The sequence below is a fragment of the Pseudomonas sp. lyk4-R2A-10 genome, assembly GCF_030209075.1.
Lineage (GTDB): Bacteria > Pseudomonadota > Gammaproteobacteria > Pseudomonadales > Pseudomonadaceae > Aquipseudomonas > Aquipseudomonas glycinae.
In genome coordinates, this window is the sequence record NZ_JARVSR010000020.1 from 20,986 (window position 1) to 42,276 (window position 21,291).

A 21,291-nucleotide genomic window follows, 5' to 3' on the forward strand; every position below is an offset into this window, starting at 1 on the left:
GAGTCGAACATGTCCCAGCCTTTCACCGCCATCGCCACCCTGATTGCCCGACCTGGCCAGCAGGACGCCCTCGAACAGCACCTGCGCGCCCTGATTGAACCGACCCGCGCCGAAGCCGGTTGCGGTCAGTACGAACTGCACCAGGACCTGGCCAATCCGCTGGCCTTCTACATGATTGAGCAGTGGGCCAGCGACGAAGCCCTGCAAGCCCACGATGCCAGCGCCCATATCCAGCATTTCCGCAGCCAGGCCGAGGCGTTCCTCGAACACTTCGAACTCAAGCGTCTGCGCGTCATCGCCTGAAGCCTTCCTTTATTCACTTTCGGAGTTCTCCATGAAAGCTATCGCCTATTACGCCTCGCTCCCGATCAGCGACGAAAAATCCCTGCAAGACATCGAACTGCCGGAGCCGGTTGCCGGCCCGCGCGACTTGCTCGTCGAAGTCAAAGCGATTTCGGTCAACCCGGTCGACACCAAGGTTCGCCAGAACGTCGCGCCGGAAGGCGGCGCCGCCAAGGTGCTGGGTTGGGACGTGGCTGGTGTGGTCAAGTCGGTCGGCAGTGAAGTGACCCTGTTCAAGGCCGGCGACAAGGTGTTCTACGCCGGCTCCATCGCCCGGGCCGGTGGCAACAGCGAATTGCACGTGGTGGATGAGCGGATTGTCGGCCACATGCCGAAAACCCTCGGCTTCGCCGAAGCCGCCGCCCTGCCGCTGACTGCGATCACGGCCTGGGAGCTGTTGTTTGAACGGCTACAGATTCGCGAAGGCAACACCGATGAAGACCAGAGCCTGCTGATCGTCGGCGCGGCCGGCGGCGTCGGTTCGATCCTCACCCAACTGGCCAGCCAGTTGACCGGACTCAAGGTGATCGGCACCGCCTCCCGCCCGGAGACCCGTGACTGGGTGACGGAGCTGGGCGCTGATCTGGTGATCGATCACAGTCAGCCGCTGAGCGAGGAACTGAAACGCACCGGTGTCACTCACGTGACCCATGTCGCCAGCCTGACCCAGACCGAACAACATCTGGATCAACTGGTCGAGGCCCTGGCGCCGCAAGGCAAACTGGCGCTGATCGACGATCCGAAGGCGCTGGACGTGACCAAGCTCAAGCGCAAGAGCCTGTCGCTGCACTGGGAGTTCATGTACACCCGCTCGCTGTTCGAAACGCCGGACATGATCGAGCAGCACAAACTGCTCAACCGGGTGGCCGGGCTGATCGACAGCGGAACGTTGAAAACCACAGTCGGCGAACACTTCGGCACAATCAACGCAAGCAACCTGCGCCGTTCCCATGAATTGCTGGAAAGCGGCAAGGCCAAGGGGAAAATTGTTTTAGAAGGTTTCTAAAACTCGCGAGACCGCAGCCTTCTCCAGCCTCCGATGTGGCTGGCTCGGGGGCTGCGGTCGCGTTTTGCCGTCAGTCAGATGCTTGACCCTTGTCACAATTGCGATCGTATTCAGGACTACAATCGAGTCCTCTGCGATGCAATCTTTTACGTCCGGGAGGTCAGCAATGAAGATCCTGATAAAAGAAGTGGCAAAGTCCCAATGGCAAGTTCGTCTCGACCAGCACGCCGTGACCTTCCGCAGTGAGGCCGAGGCCCGCGCCTTCACTCGCACCCTCGAAGCGCGTATCTGCGCGCCCCACCAGATTCCCGACCTTGGCCAGCAACGCGCTGTCGGCTGAGGCTTTCTTCTTTAGATTTCAGCCTGCGCCTTTGCCAGCGCCCGGGCATTCTGCATGCGCCGGGTGAGTGTCGCCGCGCAGACGACCAACAGACCGCACAGGCTGATGACCATGGCCATCGGCACGGCGCTGCCATCGTGCAGGATGCCCACCAGCGCCGAAGCCCCGGCGGCGACGCTGAATTGCATGCTGCCGAGCAACGCTGAAGCACTGCCGGCGCGACCGCCCTGCCCGTTCATCGCACACGCCGCCGCATTGGGGCTGATGCAACCAAGGCTGGCCACGCAGATGAACAACGGGATCAGCAGTGGCCACAGGGCCTCGGTGTGCAAGGCGCTGACCGCGAACAGCGTCAGCCCGGCGGCCAGGTAAACCCAGACCGCCCGTGACAGCAGAAAGGCCGGACCGCGCTTGGCCAGCAGGCGCGCATTGACCTGTGCGACCAGAATGAACCCGGCCGCGTTGGTGCCGAACAGCCAGCCGAAATGCTCGGCCGGTACGCCATACAGCTTGATGAAAATGAACGGGGAGCCGGCGATGTAGGCAAACATCCCGGCAATGGCGATGCCGCCGGTCAGGGCATGCCCCATGTAGACCGGATCGGCCAGCAGCCGGCCGTACTGACGCAGGGCACCGGACAACGGCTGACGCGGAACATGCGCCGGCAGACTTTCCGGCAGGCCGAGGGCCACCGCCAGCCCGGCGAGGGCACTGAACGCTGTCAGCACCAGGAAGATCGACTGCCAGCCCGTGGTGTTGACCAGCAGACCGCCGAGCATCGGCGCCAGAATCGGTGCCAGCCCCATCACCAGCATCAGTTGCGAGAAGACTTTTGCCGAACCCACCGCATCGCACTTGTCGCTGACCACCGCCCGGGCAATCACCATCCCCGCGCAACCGCCCAGCGCCTGCACAAGCCGCGCTCCGATCAGCCACTCCAGGTTCGGCGCGTAGGCGCAGGCCACTGACGCCAGCGTGAACAGCGTCAGACCGATCAGCAACGGAATCCGCCGTCCGAAACGATCCGCCACCGGCCCGTAAGCCAGTTGACCAATGGACAGACCAAAGAAGTAAGCCGACAGCGTCAGCTGAACGTCTTTCTCATCGGTGCCGAACGCCAGCGCCATGGTGGGAAAGGCGGGTAGATAGAAGTCGATCGCCAACGGACCAAAAGCGGTCAGGGCACCGAGAATCAGAAGGGTACGGAAGTTCATCAGGCGTCCAGTTCGGGCGGCGGTTGGTTGGGCAGTCGGACTGACTATGCAGCCCGACAGTCTAGCCGCGCGAGGACGCCTTGAACATTCCGGTAGCTCGCTAACTATTAAAAAGATCAGGCGAGTTTGATGGCGTAGCCTTCTTCGCTGATCGCCTCGATCACCTGCTCGGCACTCAGCGCACTTTCGACGCCGACCTCCTTCCCCGCCAGATCGACCCGCACGCTGGCGGCCGGATCCTTGCTCTGCACCGCCTGAGTGACGGCTTTGACACAGTGACCGCAGGACATGCCTTCAACAGTGAACACTTGCATGGAATGACTCCTTTGAGTGAGGTTGCCGGCAGTTTCGGGCTTGCCACGATGGCAAGGTCAAGTTCTGCAAAAAACTGCCGGGCTGGCAATCGGCGCCGCGCTCGGCCAAGCTGCGTGCATCAATGACTTGAATTCAGGAGATTCAGCCATGCGCTGGTCAGCTTTCAGCCTGTTTGGCGTACTCAGCCTTTTTGCCGCAATCCCTTCGGTGCAGGCCGCCGGGGAAGATTACGGGGTGCTGATCATTTCCCGCGAGCGCCTGGAAGTCGCGACTTCCTGCGAAATCGGCGTTTACATTCAGGATCAACTGTCGGCGCGCCTGTTCCAGGAGCAAAGCACCTCGTTCAACCTGCCGCCGGGCAATGTGTCGCTGCGCCTGAAGCTGCTGCCGGGGCAAATGCCGGGCTGCAACCCGGGCATGCTCGCGCCGGGCTCGCAGGAGATAAAACTGCATGCCGGTGACATCCTGAAATTCCGCATCGCGATGAACCAGGAAGGCATGTACCTCAAGCCGACCGGCCTCGGTTACTGACACTTTCGGATTGGCGCTTGACCTTGCCAGCATGGCAAGGTTGATCCTGTAGACCTCTTCTACAGGGAGTAAGACCGATGTCCGATTCCATCACGTTCGATCTGCCCATCAGCGGCATGACCTGCGCCAGTTGCGCCGGCCGTGTCGAGCGGGCGTTGAGCAAAGTCAGCGGCGCCAGTGCCGTCAGCGTCAACCTCGCCACCGAACAGGCCCGGGTGCAGGCCCCCGGCGACAGCCTGCCGGCGTTGATGGAGGCGGTCGAACGCGCCGGTTACAGCGTGCCGCAGCAAACCGTGGAATTGAACATCGACGGCATGACCTGCGCCTCCTGCGTCGGTCGCGTCGAACGCGCCCTGAACAAGGTTGCGGGGGTGAAAAGCGTCAGCGTCAATCTCGCCAATGAACGCGCCCACCTCGAATTGCTCGGCGCGGTCGACCCGCAAACCCTGATCGCCGCCGTGAGCAAGGCCGGCTATTCGGCCAGTCTCTTCGAACTCGAACACCCGCAAACAGACAATCGCCAGCAACGCCTGAACCATGAGCGCTGGGCGTTGATCTGCGCCATCGCCCTCGCCTTGCCGTTGGTGCTGCCGATGCTGCTGCAACCGTTCGGCATTCACTGGATGCTCCCGGCCTGGGCGCAATTCGCCCTCGCCACCCCGGTGCAATTCATCTTCGGCGCACGCTTCTACGTCGCCGCTTGGAAAGCCGTACGCGCCGGGGCCGGCAACATGGACTTGCTGGTAGCGCTGGGGACCAGCGCCGGATACGGCCTGAGTCTCTATGAGTGGGCCACCGCCGCCGGGCGCATGCCGCACCTGTATTTCGAGGCCTCGGCAGTGGTCATCGCGCTGGTGCTGCTTGGCAAATACCTGGAAAGCCGTGCCAAACGCCAGACCGCCAGCGCCATCCGTGCTCTGGAAGCGTTGCGGCCAGAGCGGGCAATTCAAGTCATCGATGGCCGCGAACAGGACGTCGCTATCAGCGCCCTGCGCCTCGGTGACCTCGTACTGGTCAAACCCGGCGAACGTTTCCCGGTGGACGGCGAAGTGCTGGAAGGCCAGAGCCATGCCGACGAAGCGTTGATCAGCGGCGAAAGCCTGCCGGTGCCCAAACAACCGGGCGACAAGGTCACCGGCGGGGCGATCAACGGCGAAGGCCGCTTGCTGGTGAGCACCACGGCGCTCGGCGCGGAAAGCGTGCTGGCGCGGATCATCCGTCTGGTGGAGGACGCCCAGGCCGCGAAAGCACCGATCCAGAAACTGGTGGATAAAGTCAGTCAGGTGTTCGTGCCGACGGTTCTGCTGCTGGCCCTGGCCACGCTGATCGGCTGGTGGCTGTACGGCGCGCCGCTGGAAACCGCGCTGATCAACGCCGTCGCGGTGCTGGTGATCGCCTGCCCTTGTGCCCTCGGTCTGGCGACACCCACCGCGATCATGGCCGGCACTGGCGTGGCCGCGCGGCACGGAATTCTGATCAAGGACGCCGAAGCACTGGAACGTGCCCATGAAGTCAGCGCCGTGGTGTTCGACAAGACCGGCACCCTGACCTCCGGCACGCCACGCATCGCACATTTCAGTGCAGTCGACGGTGACGAAAACGCCCTGCTGACAGCCGCCGGCGCGCTGCAACGCGGCAGCGAACATCCGCTGGCCAAAGCTGTACTGGATGCCTGTAGCGAGCGCAATCTGACGGTGCCCGATGTCAGCGACAGCCAGTCCCTGCCCGGGCGCGGCATCGCCGGCAGCCTCGATGGTCGGCGCCGGGCCCTGGGCAACCGGCGCTTGCTGGAAGAAAGCGGTCTGAATGCCGGAGACCTGAGCGAGTCCGCAAAGGCTTGGGAAACCGAGGGTCGAACGCTGTCCTGGCTGATCGAGCAAAGTCCGGCGCCCCGCGTACTCGGCCTGTTCGCCTTCGGCGACACCCTCAAGCCAGGCGCGCTGCACGCGGTGCAACAACTGGCCGCCCAGCACATCCACAGCCACCTGCTGACCGGCGACAACCGCGGCAGCGCCAGGGTGGTCGCCGAAGCGCTGGGCATCGAAAACGTCCATGCCGAAGTGCTGCCAGCGGAGAAAGCCGCCACCGTCGCCGAGCTGAAAAAAACCGGCGTCGTGGCCATGGTCGGCGACGGCATCAACGACGCCCCGGCACTGGCCGCTGCCAACATCGGCATCGCCATGGGCGGCGGCACCGACGTGGCGATGCACGCCGCCGGCATCACCCTGATGCGCGGCGATCCGCGGCTGGTGCCGGCCGCGCTGGAGATCAGCCGCAAGACCTATGCGAAGATCCGCCAGAACCTGTTCTGGGCCTTCGTCTACAACCTGATCGGCATTCCGCTGGCGGCGTTCGGCTTCCTCAATCCGGTGCTGGCCGGTGCGGCGATGGCCCTGTCGAGCGTCAGCGTGGTGAGCAATGCGCTACTGTTGAAAACCTGGAAACCCGAGGATCTGGAGGACAACCGATGAACATCGGCCAAGCGGCCCGCCACAGTGGCCTGAGCGCGAAGATGATCCGTTATTACGAGTCGATCGGTCTGCTCAAGGCTGCCCATCGCACCGACAGCGGCTATCGCGTCTACGGCGACGATGACCTGCACACGCTGGCATTCATCAAGCGTTCGCGGGACCTGGGCTTTTCGCTGGAGGAAGTCGGCAAGCTGCTGACCCTCTGGCAGGATCGCCAGCGCGCCAGCGCCGATGTGAAGGCCCTGGCCCGCCAGCACATCGACGAGCTGAATCAGAAGATCCGCGAACTCGGCGAACTGCGCGACACCCTGCAGGATCTGGTCGAGCACTGCCACGGCGACCATCGCCCGGACTGTCCGATCCTCAAGGAACTGGCGTCGGGCTGCTGCGCGCAACCCGCGCGCGCCTGAGCAGCAGGATTTTCATCGACAGCACTGTGGCGAGGGGAATGCCGTGGAACAGCAGCACCACGGCACCCGGCGCCCACCACTCATAGAACGGTGCGGCGATCAGCATGCCGACGCCGAATCCGGTCATCTGCAACAGCGTCAGGAAACTGAAGATCGGCAGGCGCAAGGGCTCCGGCTCCCGTTGCAGGCGTGACATCAGACCGACTTCCGAGAATCCGTCGCCCAGTCCGGCCGGCAGCGAAAACAGCAACAGACCGACGACGCTGTGCTGCTGGAACATCAGGATGAAACCGCAGGACATCAGCAGCACGCCACCGAAATAGCGGCGCTCGAGATGAACGTTTTCCGAGCCGTTCAGGCGACTGGCGATCCGCGCGCCGAGCAGTTTGCCGGCGGCCCACACCGCAAGCATCAGGCCCAGCGTGGTGCTGGCCGAGTCCGGCGTCAGCAGTTTGGAGATGATCGGAAAACCGACGTTGTGCGCAGCGCTGCCAAGGGTGTCGGCCATGGTCACCGCCAGCATCGCCGCCACCACCGGAGCGCTGCGCAAGCCCTGGACCAACGCTGACCATTCGCTGCGCTCATCGCTTGATTCGGCCACCGGCTCAGGTGCACTGAACCGCAGCGGCGCAATCAACACTGCCGCCAGCAGATAGGTCACCGCGTTCAGCGCGAACACCGTTTCAAAACCAAACCCCGCAACCAACAACCCGGACACCAGACTGCCGCCGACCATCGCCATGGACGAGGCGGACGTGATCCAGGCATTGGTCTTGAGCAACTGCGCCGGCTCGATCAAGCGCGGCAACTGGCTGTTGAGGCCGATGGCGAACATCGAATTGCCAAAGCCCAGGCCGAACGCGATCAGCGGCAGCAACAACGCCTGCTGACTGACCGGCACGATCAGCAACAGCCCGAGCACAGCGGCGCGCAGCAGATCGAAGGCCATCAACGGCAGACGGCCACTGCATCGACGATAGAACGCGGTGCCGATCAGACTCGCAAAGATTCCGCCGCCCACGCGACTGGCGAGAAAAATCCCCACGCTCATCGCGCTGTTGCTCAGCAGGTAGACATAAGTGGCCAGCGCAACCATGTTCAGGAAAGCGCCGAAATCGGAAATCAGCCGGGCCGTGATGATCAGCCGGGAATTGCGGGAAATGGTGGTCACAATCAATCCTTGAATGTGTAAAACCCGGCCGAAGCCGGGTTTTCTTTTTCAGATGCTCACTGCATCCACGGTGGCGGAGGCGGTTCGTCGGACTTGCCCTTGGGCTCGTCGTCCGCCGCGCGAATGGCTTGCTTGCGCTCCTCATCCAGACGCGCCGCTTCGATCTCGCGCAGCACCCCGCCGACATCGGCCAGGTCCTCGGGATCGTCGAACTCGCCGGTCAGCACGCTGGCCGGGTGCAACGTACCCGCTTCGTACAGCGCCCACATTTCCTTGGCGTATTTGGTCTTCTTCAACTCCGGGGCGAAGCGACCGAAGTACGAAGCCATGTTGCCGACGTCACGCTCGAGCATGCTGAACGCGTGGTTGTTGCCGGCGGCGTCCACCGCTTGCGGCAGGTCGATGATGACCGGGCCGGTTGGCGTCAGCAGCACGTTGAACTCGGAGAGGTCACCGTGCACCAGACCGGTACACAACATCAGCACGATCTGCGAAATCAGGAACGCGTGATATTCGCGGGCCTGATCCGGCTCCAGCACCACGTCGTTCAGACGCGGCGCGGCATCGCCGTATTCGTCGGCCACCAGCTCCATCAGCAGCACGCCCTCGAGGAAGTCGTACGGCTTGGGCACACGCACTCCGGCGTTGGCGAGGCGGAACAGCGCCGCGACTTCGGCGTTCTGCCAAGCGTCTTCGGCTTCCTTGCGCCCGAACTTGGAACCCTTGGCCATGGCCCGGGCCTGTCGGCTGTTGCGAACCTTGCGGCCTTCCTGATACTCGGCCGCCTGGCGGAAACTGCGTTTGTTCGCCTCCTTGTAGACCTTTGCGCAACGTAACTGATTGCCGCAGCGCACCACATAAACAGCTGCTTCTTTGCCACTCATGAGTGGACGCAGCACTTCGTCGACCAGACCGTCCTCGATCAGGGGTTCAATGCGTTTTGGAGTCTTCATCAGCTTTTATTGTGGGTCCTTTATTACCAAACACGCGAATGTCACTCGTTATACGGCAATCCTCGCATCGCGGGGAGGGGTTGCCGACCTGTGAACCTGAAGATGCACACACTGTGCCGGATAAACCGGGCCGATCCGCCTCTTTATCGACCGCTGCGAATCATAGCCGAGGCTGCCGAAGTTGTTGGAGACAGGACTTGAGGGCATTTGCGACAGAATCTGACATCCCGCTGCACACAGCTCGTAAGAATTTTCTCTGCCGGCCTCAATTTCCCTCTCGTGCGGCCGAATTCCTCTGTGACAGAGGAATTTGTCCGACAATCGTTCCCAAAAAAATGTCGATGTCGCACCCAAGGAAACGGGTGAGAAATAGGTTTTTCGGCTGCCAATAACCGCGAGTCATCTGCACTGCGTGGGCCTACAAGAAAATCTGGAGCGCGGATGAACATCAAACAGAAGTTGACCTGGGCGTTTGCAATCATCGCCTGCTTGCCCGTGGTGCTGGTCGCCACGCTGGTGGTACTGAACCTGCGCAGCGATGCCCGGGACGATTTTGTCGACAGCAGCGGGCGCGAGATCCGTCAGGTCAGCAATGCCATGCAGCTGTTTTTCGACGGCATCAGCCAGAACGTCGATTACCTGGCGGCGCAACCATTGGTCAAAAACGCCGACGGCAGCGTGCGCAGCCGCATGAGCGCCAACGCTTCCGACACCTCGGATGGCGAGATCGACAAACAACTGTTTGCACTGTTCGAGGGGCTGGCCAAATCCCACCCGGCCTACTCCTACGTGTCCTATGGATTGAACAGCGGCGGCTATGCCTTCTGGCCGGGCGATCCGAAGATGGCCAACTACGACCCGCGCACCCGCCCCTGGTACAAGACCGCCATGGCCAACCCGGGCAAGACCCTGCGCACCGAAGCCTACTACTGGGCCGGCGATGACGCGGTACTGGTCAGCACCGTGCGCGCGGTCGCCAACCAGTTGGGTGCCCAGGGTGGCGTGGTCAACATTGACGTGTCGCTCAAGCAGCTGACCGAGATCGTCAAACAGATCAAGCTCGGCGAAAGCGGTTATCTGATGCTGATGGAAAACACCGGCACGGTGCTGGTCGACCCGAAGCAACCGGAGCACAACTTCAAACGACTCGACAGCCTCGGCGACGGCTACGCGCAACTGGCCAAGGCCGGCAAAGGCCTGGTTGACATCGAGCTCAACGGCGAGCGCTACATGGCCAATGTCTGGCCCTCTGAGCAACTGGGCTGGACCTTCATCGGCCTGATCAAACAGAACGACGTGATGAGCTCGGCCACTAAACTCACCTGGCTGATCGCAATCATCGCTGCCGTGCTGGCGGTGTTCTTCGCGGTGGTCGGCGCCAGTTTCGCCAGCCTGATCGTGCGGCCGATCCGCAGCGTGGCCAGCGGTCTGGAAGGCATCGCCCAGGGCGAAGGCGACCTGACCAAGAACCTCGACATCCGTGGCAGCGACGAAACCGCGCAACTGGCCAACTGGTTCAACCAGTTCCTTACCGCGATCCGCAGTCTGATCCAGCACATCGGCGGCGCGGCCGGGAAAATCCTCGCCACTTCGCAGAGCTCGACCCGGGTCTCCGGCGACATGGCCGAAGCGGCCGGGCGCCAGCGCGAAGCGGTGGACATGGTCTCGACCGCGTTCCACGAAATGGTCGCCACCGCCAACGAAGTCGCCCGCTCGTGCAGCCAGGCGGCGGAGTCGGCCGACAGCGGCCAGCGCCAGGCCCGCGAAGGTCAGCAGCAGATCGATGCGGCGGTGCACAGCGTCGATCAACTGAGCCAGGAGCTGGAGCAATCGGCGCAGTCGATGCAGCAACTCGAGCGCGACAGCAACGACATCCAGTCGATCCTCGGCACCATCCGCTCCATCGCCGAACAGACCAACCTGCTGGCGCTCAACGCGGCCATCGAAGCAGCGCGGGCCGGTGAGCAGGGGCGTGGTTTTGCGGTAGTGGCCGACGAGGTTCGCGCACTGGCCAAACGCACGGCGGATTCGACGGCGGAAATCGACGGGCTGCTGGGCAACCTGGCCAAGCGCACCAGCGCGGTGACCCAGCAAATGCGCGCCAGCCTCGATGTGTCGCAGCAATCGGTGGCACGCATCGGCGAAGCGCGGGAGAGCTTTGGTCAGATTCGTGAGTCGGTGGATGTGATTCGCGATATGAACACGCAGATTGCTACGGCGGCGGAAGAGCAGCATCAGGTGGCTGAGGACATCAATCGGCACATCAGCCAGATTCATGGTGATGCGCAGTTGGTGGCGGAACTGGCGAATTCGGCGCGGCTGGATTCGCAGAGTCTGGCGGGGTTGTCGAATGAGCTGGATGGGTTGGTGCGGCGGTTCCGGACTTGAGATTGGGGGGCAGCTTGAAAAGCGCCCTCACCCCAGCCCTCTCCCGGAGGGAGAGGGAGCCGACCGAGTTGTCTTGCGTCATACATCGACCTGAAAAAAAGTGTCGATTATGGATTCATAACCAATCTCTCACGTCGGTGAACCTCTCCAATATCCCCCAATCAGTCCCCTCTCCCTCCGGGAGAGGGTTAGGGTGAGGGCAAGCTTTTGCTCTTCTAGCGCTCGATGATCGCCGTCACACCCTGTCCGCCAGCCGCACAAATCGAAATCAACCCCCGCCCCTGCCCCGCCGCATCCAGCAACTTCGCCAGGTTCGCCACGATCCGCCCGCCCGTCGCGGCAAACGGATGCCCCGCCGCCAGTGAGCTGCCCTTGACGTTCAAGCGGCTACGATCAATCCCCCCCAACGGCGCGTCCAGCCCGAGCCGGGTCTTGCAGTATTCCGGATCTTCCCAGGCCTTCAACGTGCACAACACCTGCGCAGCAAAGGCCTCGTGGATTTCGTAGTAGTCGAAGTCCTGCAAGGTCAGCCCATTGCGTGCCAGCAGGCGTGGCACCGCATAGACCGGAGCCATCAGCAGCCCTTCGGCGCCGTTGACGAAATCCACCGCCGCTGCTTCGCCGTCGCGCAGATACGCAAGGATTGGCAGACCACGCTCCTTCGCCCACTCTTCACTACCCAGCAACACCACCGAGGCGCCATCGGTCAGCGGCGTGGAGTTGCCGGCGGTCAGCGTGCCCTTGGCGCTTTTCTCGAAGGCCGGCTTCAGGGTCGCGAGTTTTTCCAGGGTCAGGTCCGGGCGCAGGTTGTTGTCGCGGGTCAGGCCGAGGAACGGGGTCATCAGGTCGTTGTGCCAGCCTTCGCTGTAGGACGCCGCCAGTTTGTGGTGGCTTTCGAAGGCCAGTTGATCCTGTTCTTCGCGGGGAATGTTCCAGGTCTGCGCCATCAACTCGCAGTGCTCGCCCATCGACAGGCCGGTGCGCGGTTCGCCGTTGCGCGGGAATTCGGGGATCAGGTGTTTCGGGCGCAATTGCAGAAAGGTCTTGAGCTTGTCGCCGGTGGTCTTGGCGCGGTTGGCTTGCAGCAGGATCTTGCGCAGGCCTTCGCTGACGCTGATCGGCGCGTCCGACGTGGTGTCGACGCCGCCGGCAATACCGCAATCAATCTGGCCGAGGGCAATCTTGTTCGCCACCAGCAACGCCGCTTCCAGGCCGGTTCCGCAGGCCTGCTGAATGTCGTAGGCCGGGGTGGCCGGTGACAGGCGTGAGCCAAGCACGCACTCGCGGGTCAGGTTCATATCCCGTGACAATTTCAGCACCGCCCCTGCGACCACTTCGCCGATGCGCTGGCCGTGCAGGTTGTAGCGTTCGATCAGGCCTTCGAGGGCGGCGGTGAGCATCACCTGATTGCTCGCGGTGGCATACGGCCCGTTGGAGCGGGCGAACGGAATACGGTTGCCACCAATGATCGCGACGCGGCGCAGCTGACTCATGAAATGCTCCTTGTGAAATATCCGGTCTGAAAATCGAGCGCTGAAAACCCGGTCGGGCCACAAAAGCGCCGAGGGCAAACTACTCTGCTGTTCTAGCGTAGGCCTTATTGCGTGGATCGAACGATTGATTGCCCTTCGCAGTCCACACTTTGAACCCCATCTTCTGGAGAGCGTTCCATGTCTGACCGCTATATCGACTTCGCCAACTCGTCCATCGGCCACCGTCTGGTCGGAGCTCTGGGCCTGCCGTCGCCGGTGCGGCTGGAACGCTGGCAGGCCGGGCGCCTGCGGCCAGTGGAGGGTGCGCTGCTGATCGGCGGCGGGCCGCTGGCCGAGCGGGTCAGTGCATTCGCCAATCGGCTGACCGATGCCATTTATCGCTACGGCGATCAGCCTGCGTCTGCCACTCAATGGATTCCCGGACATGGCCCGAAACTCAAGGCCGTGGTGTTCGACGCCAGCGATCTGCAGCACACCGACCAGCTCAAGCAACTGCGTGAATTTTTCCAGCCGTTGATGAAGAACCTCGACAGCAGCGCGCATCTGGTAATCCTCGGTCGCGCCCCGGAAACCCTGCGTGACCCGTTTTCTGCCAGCGTACAACGGGCGCTTGAAGGCTTCTCGCGCTCGCTGGCCAAGGAGCTGCGCAGCGGCGGCACGCTGCAACTGATCTACGTCGGCGAAGGTGCCGAGGATCAGCTCGAAGGGCCGCTGCGGTTTTTCCTCTCGCCGAAAAGCGCCTTCGTCTCCGGGCAAGTGATTCGCCTGAACCCTTGCGCCACGCCAGTGACCGACTGGACGCGCCCACTGGCCGGGCGCAAGGCGCTGGTCACCGGTGCGGCTCGCGGCATCGGCGCCTCGATTGCCGAAACTCTGGCTCGCGACGGCGCCGAGGTGATCCTGCTCGACGTACCGCCAGCCAAGACCGATCTCGAAGCCCTGGCGGCTCGCCTCGGCGGTCGCGCCATTACCCTCGACATCTGCGCCGAAGACGCCGCTGCGCAACTGATCGAACAGCTGCCGGACGGCCTCGACATTCTGGTGCACAACGCCGGCATCACCCGCGACAAGACCCTTGCCAACATGACCCCGGAATTCTGGGACGCGGTGCTGGCGGTCAATCTCAACGCCCCGCAAGTACTGACCAAGGCCCTGCTCGACAGCGGCACCTTGCGCGATAACGCCCGGGTGATTCTGCTGGCGTCGATCAGCGGCATCGCCGGTAATCGCGGGCAGACCAATTACGCGGCGAGCAAGGCCGGACTGATCGGGCTGGCCCAGGCCTGGGCGCCGACGTTGCTGGAACGTGGCATCAGCATCAACGCCGTGGCGCCGGGGTTCATCGAGACCCAGATGACTGCGCACATTCCGTTCGGCCTGCGTGAAGCCGGGCGGCGCATGAGTTCGCTGGGCCAGGGCGGCCTGCCGCAAGACGTCGCCGAAGCCGTGGCCTGGCTGGCCCAACCGGGCACCGGCGCGTTCACCGGACAAGCGCTGCGGGTGTGCGGCCAAAGCGTTCTGGGAGCCTGACCATGACCATCGAATGGCATACGCTGCACCACGAGCCGAGTCTGCCGGGGCTGTATGCCCGGGCGGCGACCCGACGCAAAATCACCGGCACCACCCTGCCCGACAGCGGTTTGCGTTGCGCCGTCGAGGTGGAGGGCAAACGTCTGGCGGCGTATCGCAAGGTCTGCGGTTTCGCCGATGACGGTCTGCTGCCGCCGACCTATCCGCATATCCTGGCGTTCGCCCTGCAGATGCAATTGCTGACCGCCAAAGAGTTTCCGTTCCCGCTGCTGGGGCTGATTCATCTGAGCAACCGCATCCGCATATTGCGGCCAATGGGCGGGATCAGTCGCGCGCAAGTCAGCGTCCGGGTGCATAACCTGCAACCGCATCCGAAGGGCGCGACCTTCGATCTGCTGACCACCCTCGACGATCAACTCGGGCCGTTGTGGGAAGCCGAAAGCCAAATGCTCTGTCGCGGCGTGAAGCTTGAAGGTGAACCGGTCGAACGGGCCTGGGAGCCGACGCTGCCCCTCGCGCAAGTGGCGCAGTGGAAGGCGCCGGCGGACATCGGCCGGCAGTACGCGAAAGTCTCCGGCGACTACAACCCGATCCACCTGAGTGCCGCCAGCGCCAAGTTGTTCGGTTTCCCTACAGCCATCGCCCACGGTTTGTGGAACAAGGCGCGCACACTGGCGGCACTGGCGGATCATCTGCCCAAGGCCAACCTTGAGGTCACCGTGCACTTTCGCAAACCGGTGCGGCTGCCGAGCGAGGTGAGTCTGTTCGCCAGCGCGGCCGGTTCCAGCGGTGAGTTACGCCTGATCGGCGCCGGGGATCTGGAGCACATGGTGGGCAACTGGCAGCCGGTAGCCTGACATCGAGGCCGGGAAAACCTGCTCAATTGTGTATATATCACTAAAGTTTTCCCGCGCCGCGTACATCTTCTTCGCCAATAACCAGCCTTGATTTTCAAGGCTTTTTTTTGCGCGCCTATATCCTCGGTATTAGTCGTTAGGCGGCACTCGCAGCCCCCTGCATAAAGGCGTTAATACCAACTTGAGAATGGCGTGGATCCGGCCTTGCGACTGATATGAGCACAACGGACGAAGGCATTGCCGGCAACAGAATCGGCGGGCCATCGAAGTCAACGAACGTTGTGACAGGTGCAAGGAATACCCAACATGAAAACTCAAGAGTGGTGCAAATCGGCAACAGCGCTGACATTGATTCTTTCCCTGAGCCTGGCCGGCTGCAGCAGCGGCGGTGGCGGTCATCACAGCAGTTCCGGCAGCTCCTCCCCGGACAGCGCCGCCGCGGGCAGTGGTGGTACGGGCGCAACCGGAGGCACGGGTGACACAGCCGGGACTGGCGGAACAGGTGGAACGGGCAACACCGGTGGTACGGGTGGAACCGGCGGGACCGGGACTGGTGGCACGGCTGGCACTGGTGGTACCGGAGGAACCGGTGGCACGGGCGGTACCGACCCGACCAATCCAACTGATCCGACTGACCCAACGAACCCGACCAACCCCACCACCCCTACGCTGGTGACGACCACCCTGGTACAGGATGTCGGCAACACCGTCAGTGGTGTGGGCGATGGTGTCGGCCAGGTGGGCGACTCTCTCAGCACGGTCCCGGTCGTTGGAGGGGTGGTGCAGAGCGTTGCCAATACCGCTGGCAATGTGGTCGGCACGCTGGGTGATGGTATGTCCAATGGCATCGGCAAACTGGCCAGCACCCCGAATGGCGTGGGTGTAACCGCCTCGGCGGTCGGCGGAGTGGTGCAGGATGTTGGCAACGGTGTTTCGGATGTCAGTGGCAAACTGGCGACCGCCACCGGCAGTATTCCGGTAGTCGGCGGGGTGGTGACCAAAGTGGCACCGGTACTCGACGGCGTTGGCGAAAAAGTCACGATGCTTGGCGACACGCTCAGCACCGCCACGACCACCGGACCGCTCGGCGGACTCACCACCCAGGTCAGTCAGAAACTGGTGCCGGTGATTGCCATGGTTGAAAGCACCACCGACAAACTCGGGAGCACCACCGGTCTTGGTGCCCCCCTCAACGGCGTTCTCCAGAAAGTCGGCGGTACCGTGGACGGTCTCGGTGACAACGTGACAGCGGCCGGCAAGGGCAATGCCCTTACCAACACCCTCGGCGGTGCGCTGAGCAACGTCGGCACCACAGTTGGCAAGGCCGGCGGGCTGGTAGCCAACGGCACGGGTGGCAATTCGGGCGGTATCGGTGGCAGTCTCGGCGGCACCGGTCTGCTGCAAACGGTCGGTGGCGCCGTGGCCAATGTCGGTGCCGGTCTGGGAGCCGGCAACACTACGCTGAGCGCACCCGGCAATGTGCTGGTATCGACAGGCAACACCGTGGCTTCGCTCAACACCGCACTGGGTGGCTCCGGCACCCCCATCACCACACCCACCACGGCACTGGCCAGTGTCGGCAACGCCGTCGGCGCAGGCCTGAGCCCTGTGACCAGTGCAGTGACCAGCCTGACGCAAAATGTCGGTAATACAACCGGGCTTGGCGGGCCTGTAGCCGGTCTCACAGCGCAAGTGGGTGGCGCCGTGAGCAATCTGGGTGGCACTCTCGCCGGCACCACAACCAATCCGGTAGTCGCTGCAGTCGGTGGTACCGTCGGCACGGTGGGCAGCACGGTAACCGCCGTCGGCGGTCTGCTCAACGGCGGTGCGGGTACACCGGCCACGACCCCTGTAACAACCGTCGTCAGCAACACTGTCAATACCGTCGGCGGAGCGCTCGCAGGCGCCACCAACGGCGGCAGCGGCGCAGGTCTGGGCGGCGTACTCGGTGGTCTCACCGGCGCATTGGGAGGTAACAAACGCTAAATTGCACCTGGCCGATTCGACGGCCGAACCTACAGCGCCTACGCTTGGTTGAGGGCGGAAGATTCCCACGAGTCTTCCGCTTTTTTCTTAGGAGAACACCCGCCCGGTGCCGGGGGTTGAACATGGAGTGTCCTATGCGCGTTATGGCATCCCTGCTGTTTCTCAGTCTCAGTTCCTCTGCCCTTGCCGACACCCTGCCGAGCTTTCTCAACAGCAACGAAACGATCCGCAACCTGCCGGTGCCGAACCTGCCCGCCGATGCCTATCGACCGGGTGCTGCGCCACTGCAAGTGCCGGAGCCCGGCGCCTCCGAGCCGTTGATGACGAGCACGAAGATCCGACTCAATACCGTGCAGATCGAGGGCGGCACGCTTTATCCGCTGAATGAACTGGCAGAAATCTACAAACCCCTGATCGGTCGTGAAAGCAGCCTCGCCGACCTGATCGAAGCCACCCGCACGATCACTCGACGTTATCAACAGGACGGCTATCTGCTGTCCTACGCCTTCCTGCCACAGCAGACCTTCAATGACGGCGTGGCGCGCGTCGTACTGGTGGAAGGCTATGTCCGGGACGTGCAGATCGCGGGCGACGTGGGGCGGGTCAAAGCCCTGCTCGACCGACTGGCCGCCAAGCTCCAGGCCGAGCGCCCTCTCACACGCAAGACGTTCGAGCGCTACACCACACTGATGACCCGCATTCCCGGCGTGACGATTCAGGCCCAGGTGCCACCGCCCGGCACCACCGATGGCGCAACCACGCTGATCGCCCAGGCCAGCCGCAAACCGTTCACCAGCACCCTGAGCACCACCGAAGACAACCGCAACGGCACCCAGGCTTTGCTCGGTATCAGCAGCAATTCAAAAACCTCGATGGGCGAACAGCTGAGCCTCAGCGGCCTGTTTCCACCGGGGGATGACCATGAGCGTTACTACCGGCTGGACTACAACCAGTTCATCAACGACGAAGGTGCGCAACTGAGCCTGTCGGCCTCACGCTACCGGGCCGATCCCGGCACCAACGTACTGCTGAATAACGGTCTGGAACTCAAGCCGCATCGCGAAAATGATCGTTACTCCCTCGGCTTCAGCCTGCCGTTGATTGCCGCTTCGGATGAGTTGCTGACAGCCGGATCGCGCCTGTACGCGGTCAACGACAAGACCCGTTACAACGTCATCGGCTACCCGCTGAGCGTCGAAGAACGCACCGACATCCGCGCACTTGCCTTCGAAAGCGACTGGCGCAAGGCCGATGCCCGGCAACTGCGAATTCTCAGTGGCGGGGTGTATCAAGGCTTCGACAGCCTTGGAGCGCACACCAACAACAGCGCCATCGACCTGGATTTTTTCCGGGTGCGTCTGTCGGGGGTGCAGAGCGACAAGTTCTTTGATAACTGGCAAGGCGTAGTGTCAGCCGCGTTGTATTGGAGTGACGACACCCTGCCCGACAGCGAGCGCGCCGTATTCGGCGGCCAGAACTTCGGCCGCGGCTATCCCGACGACCAGGCGTCCGGCGACAAGGGCTGGGGCGTGGCTTACGAAATCAACTACAGCTTCAACCGCGATGGCAACTGGGTGCGCATCCTGCAACCGTACTTCGTGCTCGACCGCTCCCGCAGCTGGTTCAATGAATTGCCGGTGCAGGCCAACAACCTGTCATCAGCGGCGTTCGGCCTGAGATTCGGTGACGCCAAGTACTACAACATCGCCCTGGAAGCCGCCAAGGCGATGTCCGATGAAGCGCTGGATACGTTCAACCGCAGACCACGCTACAGCATCAGTTTCAGTTACCAGTTGTAAGCCGCTTGATCGCCGGCGAATCCCAGATCGGAACGCAGAGCGTCCCAGGCTGCATTCCCACGCAGAGCGTGGGAACGATCAAACAAAAGCAGTCCGCTTTCGCTTATCGCTTATCGCTCCTCACCACTCAACACAATGAGCGTTAGCTCGAGTACCGCTTTTGATCTACGGGCGACGTCGGAAGGCTGAGTGGAGGGATTCATCCGGGGGGGGGAGCGCAGCGACCGTTTGGCGAAGCCAAACACATCGAGAGGAGGTGCAGCGAAGCAAACCGTAGGCGATGCCCCCGGATGAAACCCGGAACGAAGGAACCCCGAGCCCCAGCGAGCGGGCCGAACGCAGGAGCAAGCGTTTTTTTGCTTACTTTTTGACTGGGCCGGCACTCCGGGCGTTTGTCAAAAAAGTGAGTCGCCGTAAGGGCGAAACCGCCAGCAGGCGCACCCGCAGAAACGGATATTCACCCAAAACCCCAACAACATGGTCGGCCCAAAGGCCGCCAAGTCAAACCCTCAAGAAACATTCACCCGAGGCTTGGGAAACAGATTATCCAGCGTCTCAAGCAACCGAACGTGATAAATCGGCTTGCGAAACAGATCCAGTACCTGCAACCGCAGCATGTCGCTCACATCCTCCATGTCCGCATGCCCGGAAGTCACAATCACCGGTAAATGCTGGCGCGAGGTGTGTTCGCGCAATCGCTTTATCAGCGACATGCCGCTTTCCTCCGGCATGCGCAGATCGGTAATCACCAGCGCGATATCGGGATGCCGGGTCAAATGATGCAGGGCCAGTTTCACCGAGGTCGCGGTATGACAGACAAAGCCCTCCCCCTCCAGCAACTCCGCCAGTTCCAGCAGTGCGTCCTCCTCGTCATCGACCAGAAGCAACTGTTGGCGGGGCGTATGGGAGAAAGACATAGGGCGATTCCTGCGATGGACTAAGCGCTGACGTTAGAACCCCTTGGGCGCATTCGCAAGTTGCCGGCCATGGCTGCCTACCCGATCAGAGTGCGGCCTGAATGGTGTTGAACATCGTGGTAATGGCGGTCGAGATCGGTGTCACGAATGCGGCCAGCGCCACCGCCACCATACCGGCGATGATCGCGTACTCGATACCCGACGCCCCTTCGGTGTCCTTGACCAGGCCTTTGTAAAAAGTGATCTGGGACTTGATTGTCTGCACGGTTTTTTTTGCGAAGGACATGACTGATTCTCCTTGAAGGCACCGGGTGTTATGCGTTCGCAACATGATTTCCCCGTGCCAGCATCAGCATTGTCGGCAATGTCCGGACCTACAACTGTAAGAACGGATTAACACCAAAGTATTAGCGACCCATACAACGGCAAAAAACCATGTTTGGCGCTTTAGTCCCCTGCTTTCGGCGGATATTTCGGCCCGCGTAATGGCATTTTGTTCGGGCTGCGCTACCGTCAAATAGCGAAATAGTTACTCGTTCATAGCTGCCTGATTGCGAAGTTATCTCGTTGGACGTCACGGGTTGTTGCAAGAGACAGAGCGCAGCGGGAAAGGGAGAGCCGTCATGAACAGTCGCGTCACTCTGGGCCTGGCCGGCATCTTGCTGCTGGGTGCCGTCATCGCCGGTTACTGGGGGCTCACCTTGAGTCGCCAGGCCCCGGCTGCCGAACCTGTGGTTGCCGCCCCTGCTACCCCTGTCGACACCCCGGCACCGGTGGAGGATCCGACTCGCCAGCCGGTGGTGGTGCTGGTGCGCGATATCGCACCGTTCGTGACCCTCACCGCCGCCGATGTCACCGTGGAAAAACTGCGCACCGCCCCCGCCGGCAGCCTGGCCAGCGTCGATCAGGTGATCGGCCGCACACCCTGGCGCGCCCTGTCCGCCGGCACCTGGCTGACCCAGGAAAGCTTCGAGGCCGGCAGCCCGCTGGCGCGGATGATCCGTCCCGGCGAACGCGCACTGGCGGTCGCGGTGGATGAAGTGATCAATGCCGGCGGCCAACTGGCACCGGGGGATTATGTCGATGTGCTGCTGTTCTTGCGCAAGGATGAGAACAACCCGCAGCCGACCGCCCAACTGGTGGTGCCTGCCGTGCGGGTACTGGGCGTGGGCAGTCAGATGGGCCTGACCAACAGCGGCCAGCCCGCCAGTCCCGCCCACAGCGAAGAAGAAAAACTCAAGCAGGAACAACTGCGCGCCGCCGCCCGCAGCGTGGTGCTCGCGGTGCCTGAGCCGTTGCTCAACCGCCTGATGCTGGCCTCCAGCGCCGGCGTATTGCGGCTGGCCGTGCGCAGCGCCGACGAACAACAACTGGCCCGCTACTGGGCCGGCGACAACAACGTCGCCGCCGGCCTCGACAGCCCTCGACGCGAGTTGATCGAGTTCAGCCAACTGTCGTTGACACCGCCACCCAAACCCATGGCGGTCGCCAGTCAGACCGTTCCAGGAAAACCGGCCGTGGAAGTGATTCGCGGCACCGAATCCGCCGAACCCACGCACTGAATCGAG

19 protein-coding genes and 1 pseudogene are annotated in these 21,291 nt (G+C 62.6%); 13 read left to right on the plus strand and 7 right to left on the minus strand.

Annotated elements, in window-relative coordinates:
• The first annotated feature begins 9 nt into the window (after positions 1-9).
• The 3 genes from QRN46_RS27810 to QRN46_RS27820 all read left to right on the plus strand — a co-directional run bounded on the left by QRN46_RS27810 (position 10) and on the right by QRN46_RS27820 (position 1,688).
• The gene (locus QRN46_RS27810) at positions 10-303 is read left to right on the plus strand and encodes a putative quinol monooxygenase (protein WP_011332308.1); all 294 of its coding nucleotides are present in this window, start codon (positions 10-12) and stop codon (positions 301-303) included.
• A gap of 31 nt (positions 304-334) precedes the next feature.
• A complete protein-coding gene (locus QRN46_RS27815; RefSeq protein WP_285358620.1) occupies positions 335-1,348 on the plus strand; it encodes a zinc-binding alcohol dehydrogenase family protein in 1,014 nt (337 codons plus the stop codon).
• Between the two features lie 166 nt (positions 1,349-1,514).
• Positions 1,515-1,688 carry a hypothetical protein gene (locus QRN46_RS27820; protein ID WP_011332306.1) on the plus strand — a complete coding sequence of 58 codons (174 nt, stop codon included), beginning with the start codon at positions 1,515-1,517 and terminating at the stop codon, positions 1,686-1,688.
• An 11-nt stretch (positions 1,689-1,699) separates the two neighbouring features.
• On the opposite strand, the gene QRN46_RS27825 is transcribed toward QRN46_RS27820, so the two are convergent.
• Both QRN46_RS27825 and QRN46_RS27830 read right to left on the minus strand, forming a co-directional pair.
• Positions 1,700-2,902, minus strand: a complete 1,203-nt coding sequence (locus QRN46_RS27825; protein WP_285358622.1) for a multidrug effflux MFS transporter — start codon at positions 2,900-2,902, stop codon at positions 1,700-1,702.
• 116 nt (positions 2,903-3,018) lie between these two features.
• Positions 3,019-3,216 carry a heavy-metal-associated domain-containing protein gene (locus tag QRN46_RS27830; protein WP_285358625.1) on the minus strand — a complete coding sequence of 66 codons (198 nt, stop codon included), beginning with the start codon at positions 3,214-3,216 and terminating at the stop codon, positions 3,019-3,021.
• A 148-nt stretch (positions 3,217-3,364) separates the two neighbouring features.
• On the opposite strand from QRN46_RS27830, the gene QRN46_RS27835 reads away from it, so the two are divergent.
• The 3 genes from QRN46_RS27835 (at position 3,365) to cueR (ending at position 6,629) form a co-directional block, all read left to right on the plus strand.
• The gene (locus QRN46_RS27835; RefSeq protein WP_064379277.1) at positions 3,365-3,748 is read left to right on the plus strand and encodes a hypothetical protein; all 384 of its coding nucleotides are present in this window, start codon (positions 3,365-3,367) and stop codon (positions 3,746-3,748) included.
• Positions 3,749-3,825: 77 nt separating this feature from the next.
• Positions 3,826-6,219: a heavy metal translocating P-type ATPase gene (locus tag QRN46_RS27840; protein ID WP_285358628.1), complete on the plus strand. Its 2,394-nt coding sequence runs from the start codon at positions 3,826-3,828 to the stop codon at positions 6,217-6,219.
• On the plus strand, positions 6,216-6,629 hold the full coding sequence (cueR, locus tag QRN46_RS27845; RefSeq protein ID WP_007958485.1) for a Cu(I)-responsive transcriptional regulator: 414 nt from the start codon (positions 6,216-6,218) through the stop codon (positions 6,627-6,629). Before QRN46_RS27840 ends, cueR begins: the two co-directional genes overlap by 4 nt.
• Here cueR and QRN46_RS27850 read toward each other — a convergent pair.
• Together QRN46_RS27850 and QRN46_RS27855 are read right to left on the minus strand one after the other, a co-directional pair.
• Complete coding sequence (locus QRN46_RS27850) at positions 6,583-7,800, minus strand: MFS transporter (RefSeq protein WP_201817349.1); 1,218 nt, start codon at positions 7,798-7,800, stop codon at positions 6,583-6,585. The two genes, cueR and QRN46_RS27850, sit on opposite strands and share 47 nt — an antisense overlap.
• Positions 7,801-7,856: 56 nt before the next feature.
• On the minus strand, positions 7,857-8,753 hold the full coding sequence (locus QRN46_RS27855; RefSeq protein ID WP_011332300.1) for a PA4780 family RIO1-like protein kinase: 897 nt from the start codon (positions 8,751-8,753) through the stop codon (positions 7,857-7,859).
• Positions 8,754-9,350: 597 nt separating this feature from the next.
• Here QRN46_RS27855 and QRN46_RS29210 point away from each other — a divergent pair.
• Both QRN46_RS29210 and QRN46_RS29215 read left to right on the plus strand, forming a co-directional pair.
• Positions 9,351-10,283, plus strand: a pseudogene (locus QRN46_RS29210) (cache domain-containing protein); the annotation flags it as partial.
• Between the two features lie 129 nt (positions 10,284-10,412).
• Positions 10,413-11,141: a methyl-accepting chemotaxis protein gene (locus tag QRN46_RS29215; RefSeq protein ID WP_371320909.1), complete on the plus strand. Its 729-nt coding sequence runs from the start codon at positions 10,413-10,415 to the stop codon at positions 11,139-11,141.
• Positions 11,142-11,356: 215 nt separating this feature from the next.
• Here QRN46_RS29215 and QRN46_RS27865 read toward each other — a convergent pair whose 3' ends face one another.
• Entirely contained in the window at positions 11,357-12,634 is a 1,278-nt protein-coding gene (locus QRN46_RS27865; RefSeq protein WP_285358637.1) for an acetyl-CoA C-acetyltransferase, read from the minus strand.
• A 177-nt stretch (positions 12,635-12,811) separates the two neighbouring features.
• Between QRN46_RS27865 and QRN46_RS27870 the strand changes: the two genes are divergently transcribed.
• The 4 genes from QRN46_RS27870 (at position 12,812) to QRN46_RS27885 (ending at position 18,806) form a co-directional block, all read left to right on the plus strand.
• On the plus strand, positions 12,812-14,164 hold the full coding sequence (locus QRN46_RS27870; protein WP_011332297.1) for a 3-oxoacyl-ACP reductase: 1,353 nt from the start codon (positions 12,812-12,814) through the stop codon (positions 14,162-14,164).
• Between the two features lie 2 nt (positions 14,165-14,166).
• Positions 14,167-15,021: a MaoC family dehydratase gene (locus tag QRN46_RS27875; protein WP_011332296.1), complete on the plus strand. Its 855-nt coding sequence runs from the start codon at positions 14,167-14,169 to the stop codon at positions 15,019-15,021.
• Positions 15,022-15,327: 306 nt separating this feature from the next.
• The gene (locus QRN46_RS27880; protein WP_011332295.1) at positions 15,328-17,007 is read left to right on the plus strand and encodes a collagen-like triple helix repeat-containing protein; all 1,680 of its coding nucleotides are present in this window, start codon (positions 15,328-15,330) and stop codon (positions 17,005-17,007) included.
• Positions 17,008-17,141: 134 nt separating this feature from the next.
• The gene (locus QRN46_RS27885; protein WP_285358640.1) at positions 17,142-18,806 is read left to right on the plus strand and encodes a ShlB/FhaC/HecB family hemolysin secretion/activation protein; all 1,665 of its coding nucleotides are present in this window, start codon (positions 17,142-17,144) and stop codon (positions 18,804-18,806) included.
• Positions 18,807-19,315: 509 nt separating this feature from the next.
• Here the strand turns inward: QRN46_RS27885 and QRN46_RS27890 are convergent.
• On the minus strand, positions 19,316-19,723 hold the full coding sequence (locus QRN46_RS27890; RefSeq protein ID WP_011332293.1) for a response regulator: 408 nt from the start codon (positions 19,721-19,723) through the stop codon (positions 19,316-19,318).
• Positions 19,724-19,808: 85 nt separating this feature from the next.
• Positions 19,809-20,009, minus strand: a complete 201-nt coding sequence (locus QRN46_RS27895) for a Flp family type IVb pilin (RefSeq protein ID WP_041475130.1) — start codon at positions 20,007-20,009, stop codon at positions 19,809-19,811.
• A gap of 337 nt (positions 20,010-20,346) precedes the next feature.
• Between QRN46_RS27895 and cpaB the strand changes: the two genes are divergently transcribed.
• Positions 20,347-21,285, plus strand: coding sequence for a Flp pilus assembly protein CpaB (cpaB, locus tag QRN46_RS27900; protein ID WP_011332291.1), 939 nt, complete (start codon positions 20,347-20,349; stop codon positions 21,283-21,285).
• Positions 21,286-21,291 lie beyond the last annotated feature (6 nt).

Coding starts and splice junctions, on each gene's coding strand:
- QRN46_RS27840 (WP_285358628.1), top strand. CDS start 3,826: ATGTCCGATTCCATCACGTTCGATCTGCCCATCAGCGGCATGACCTGC.
- QRN46_RS27895 (WP_041475130.1), bottom strand. CDS start 20,009: ATGTCCTTCGCAAAAAAAACCGTGCAGACAATCAAGTCCCAGATCACT.
- QRN46_RS27830 (WP_285358625.1), bottom strand. CDS start 3,216: ATGCAAGTGTTCACTGTTGAAGGCATGTCCTGCGGTCACTGTGTCAAA.
- cueR (WP_007958485.1), top strand. CDS start 6,216: ATGAACATCGGCCAAGCGGCCCGCCACAGTGGCCTGAGCGCGAAGATG.
- QRN46_RS27890 (WP_011332293.1), bottom strand. CDS start 19,723: ATGTCTTTCTCCCATACGCCCCGCCAACAGTTGCTTCTGGTCGATGAC.
- QRN46_RS27865 (WP_285358637.1), bottom strand. CDS start 12,634: ATGAGTCAGCTGCGCCGCGTCGCGATCATTGGTGGCAACCGTATTCCG.
- QRN46_RS27875 (WP_011332296.1), top strand. CDS start 14,167: ATGACCATCGAATGGCATACGCTGCACCACGAGCCGAGTCTGCCGGGG.
- QRN46_RS29215 (WP_371320909.1), top strand. CDS start 10,413: ATGGTCTCGACCGCGTTCCACGAAATGGTCGCCACCGCCAACGAAGTC.
- QRN46_RS27835 (WP_064379277.1), top strand. CDS start 3,365: ATGCGCTGGTCAGCTTTCAGCCTGTTTGGCGTACTCAGCCTTTTTGCC.
- QRN46_RS27880 (WP_011332295.1), top strand. CDS start 15,328: ATGAAAACTCAAGAGTGGTGCAAATCGGCAACAGCGCTGACATTGATT.
- QRN46_RS27870 (WP_011332297.1), top strand. CDS start 12,812: ATGTCTGACCGCTATATCGACTTCGCCAACTCGTCCATCGGCCACCGT.
- QRN46_RS27855 (WP_011332300.1), bottom strand. CDS start 8,753: ATGAAGACTCCAAAACGCATTGAACCCCTGATCGAGGACGGTCTGGTC.
- QRN46_RS27810 (WP_011332308.1), top strand. CDS start 10: ATGTCCCAGCCTTTCACCGCCATCGCCACCCTGATTGCCCGACCTGGC.
- QRN46_RS27815 (WP_285358620.1), top strand. CDS start 335: ATGAAAGCTATCGCCTATTACGCCTCGCTCCCGATCAGCGACGAAAAA.
- cpaB (WP_011332291.1), top strand. CDS start 20,347: ATGAACAGTCGCGTCACTCTGGGCCTGGCCGGCATCTTGCTGCTGGGT.
- QRN46_RS27820 (WP_011332306.1), top strand. CDS start 1,515: ATGAAGATCCTGATAAAAGAAGTGGCAAAGTCCCAATGGCAAGTTCGT.
- QRN46_RS27825 (WP_285358622.1), bottom strand. CDS start 2,902: ATGAACTTCCGTACCCTTCTGATTCTCGGTGCCCTGACCGCTTTTGGT.
- QRN46_RS27885 (WP_285358640.1), top strand. CDS start 17,142: ATGCGCGTTATGGCATCCCTGCTGTTTCTCAGTCTCAGTTCCTCTGCC.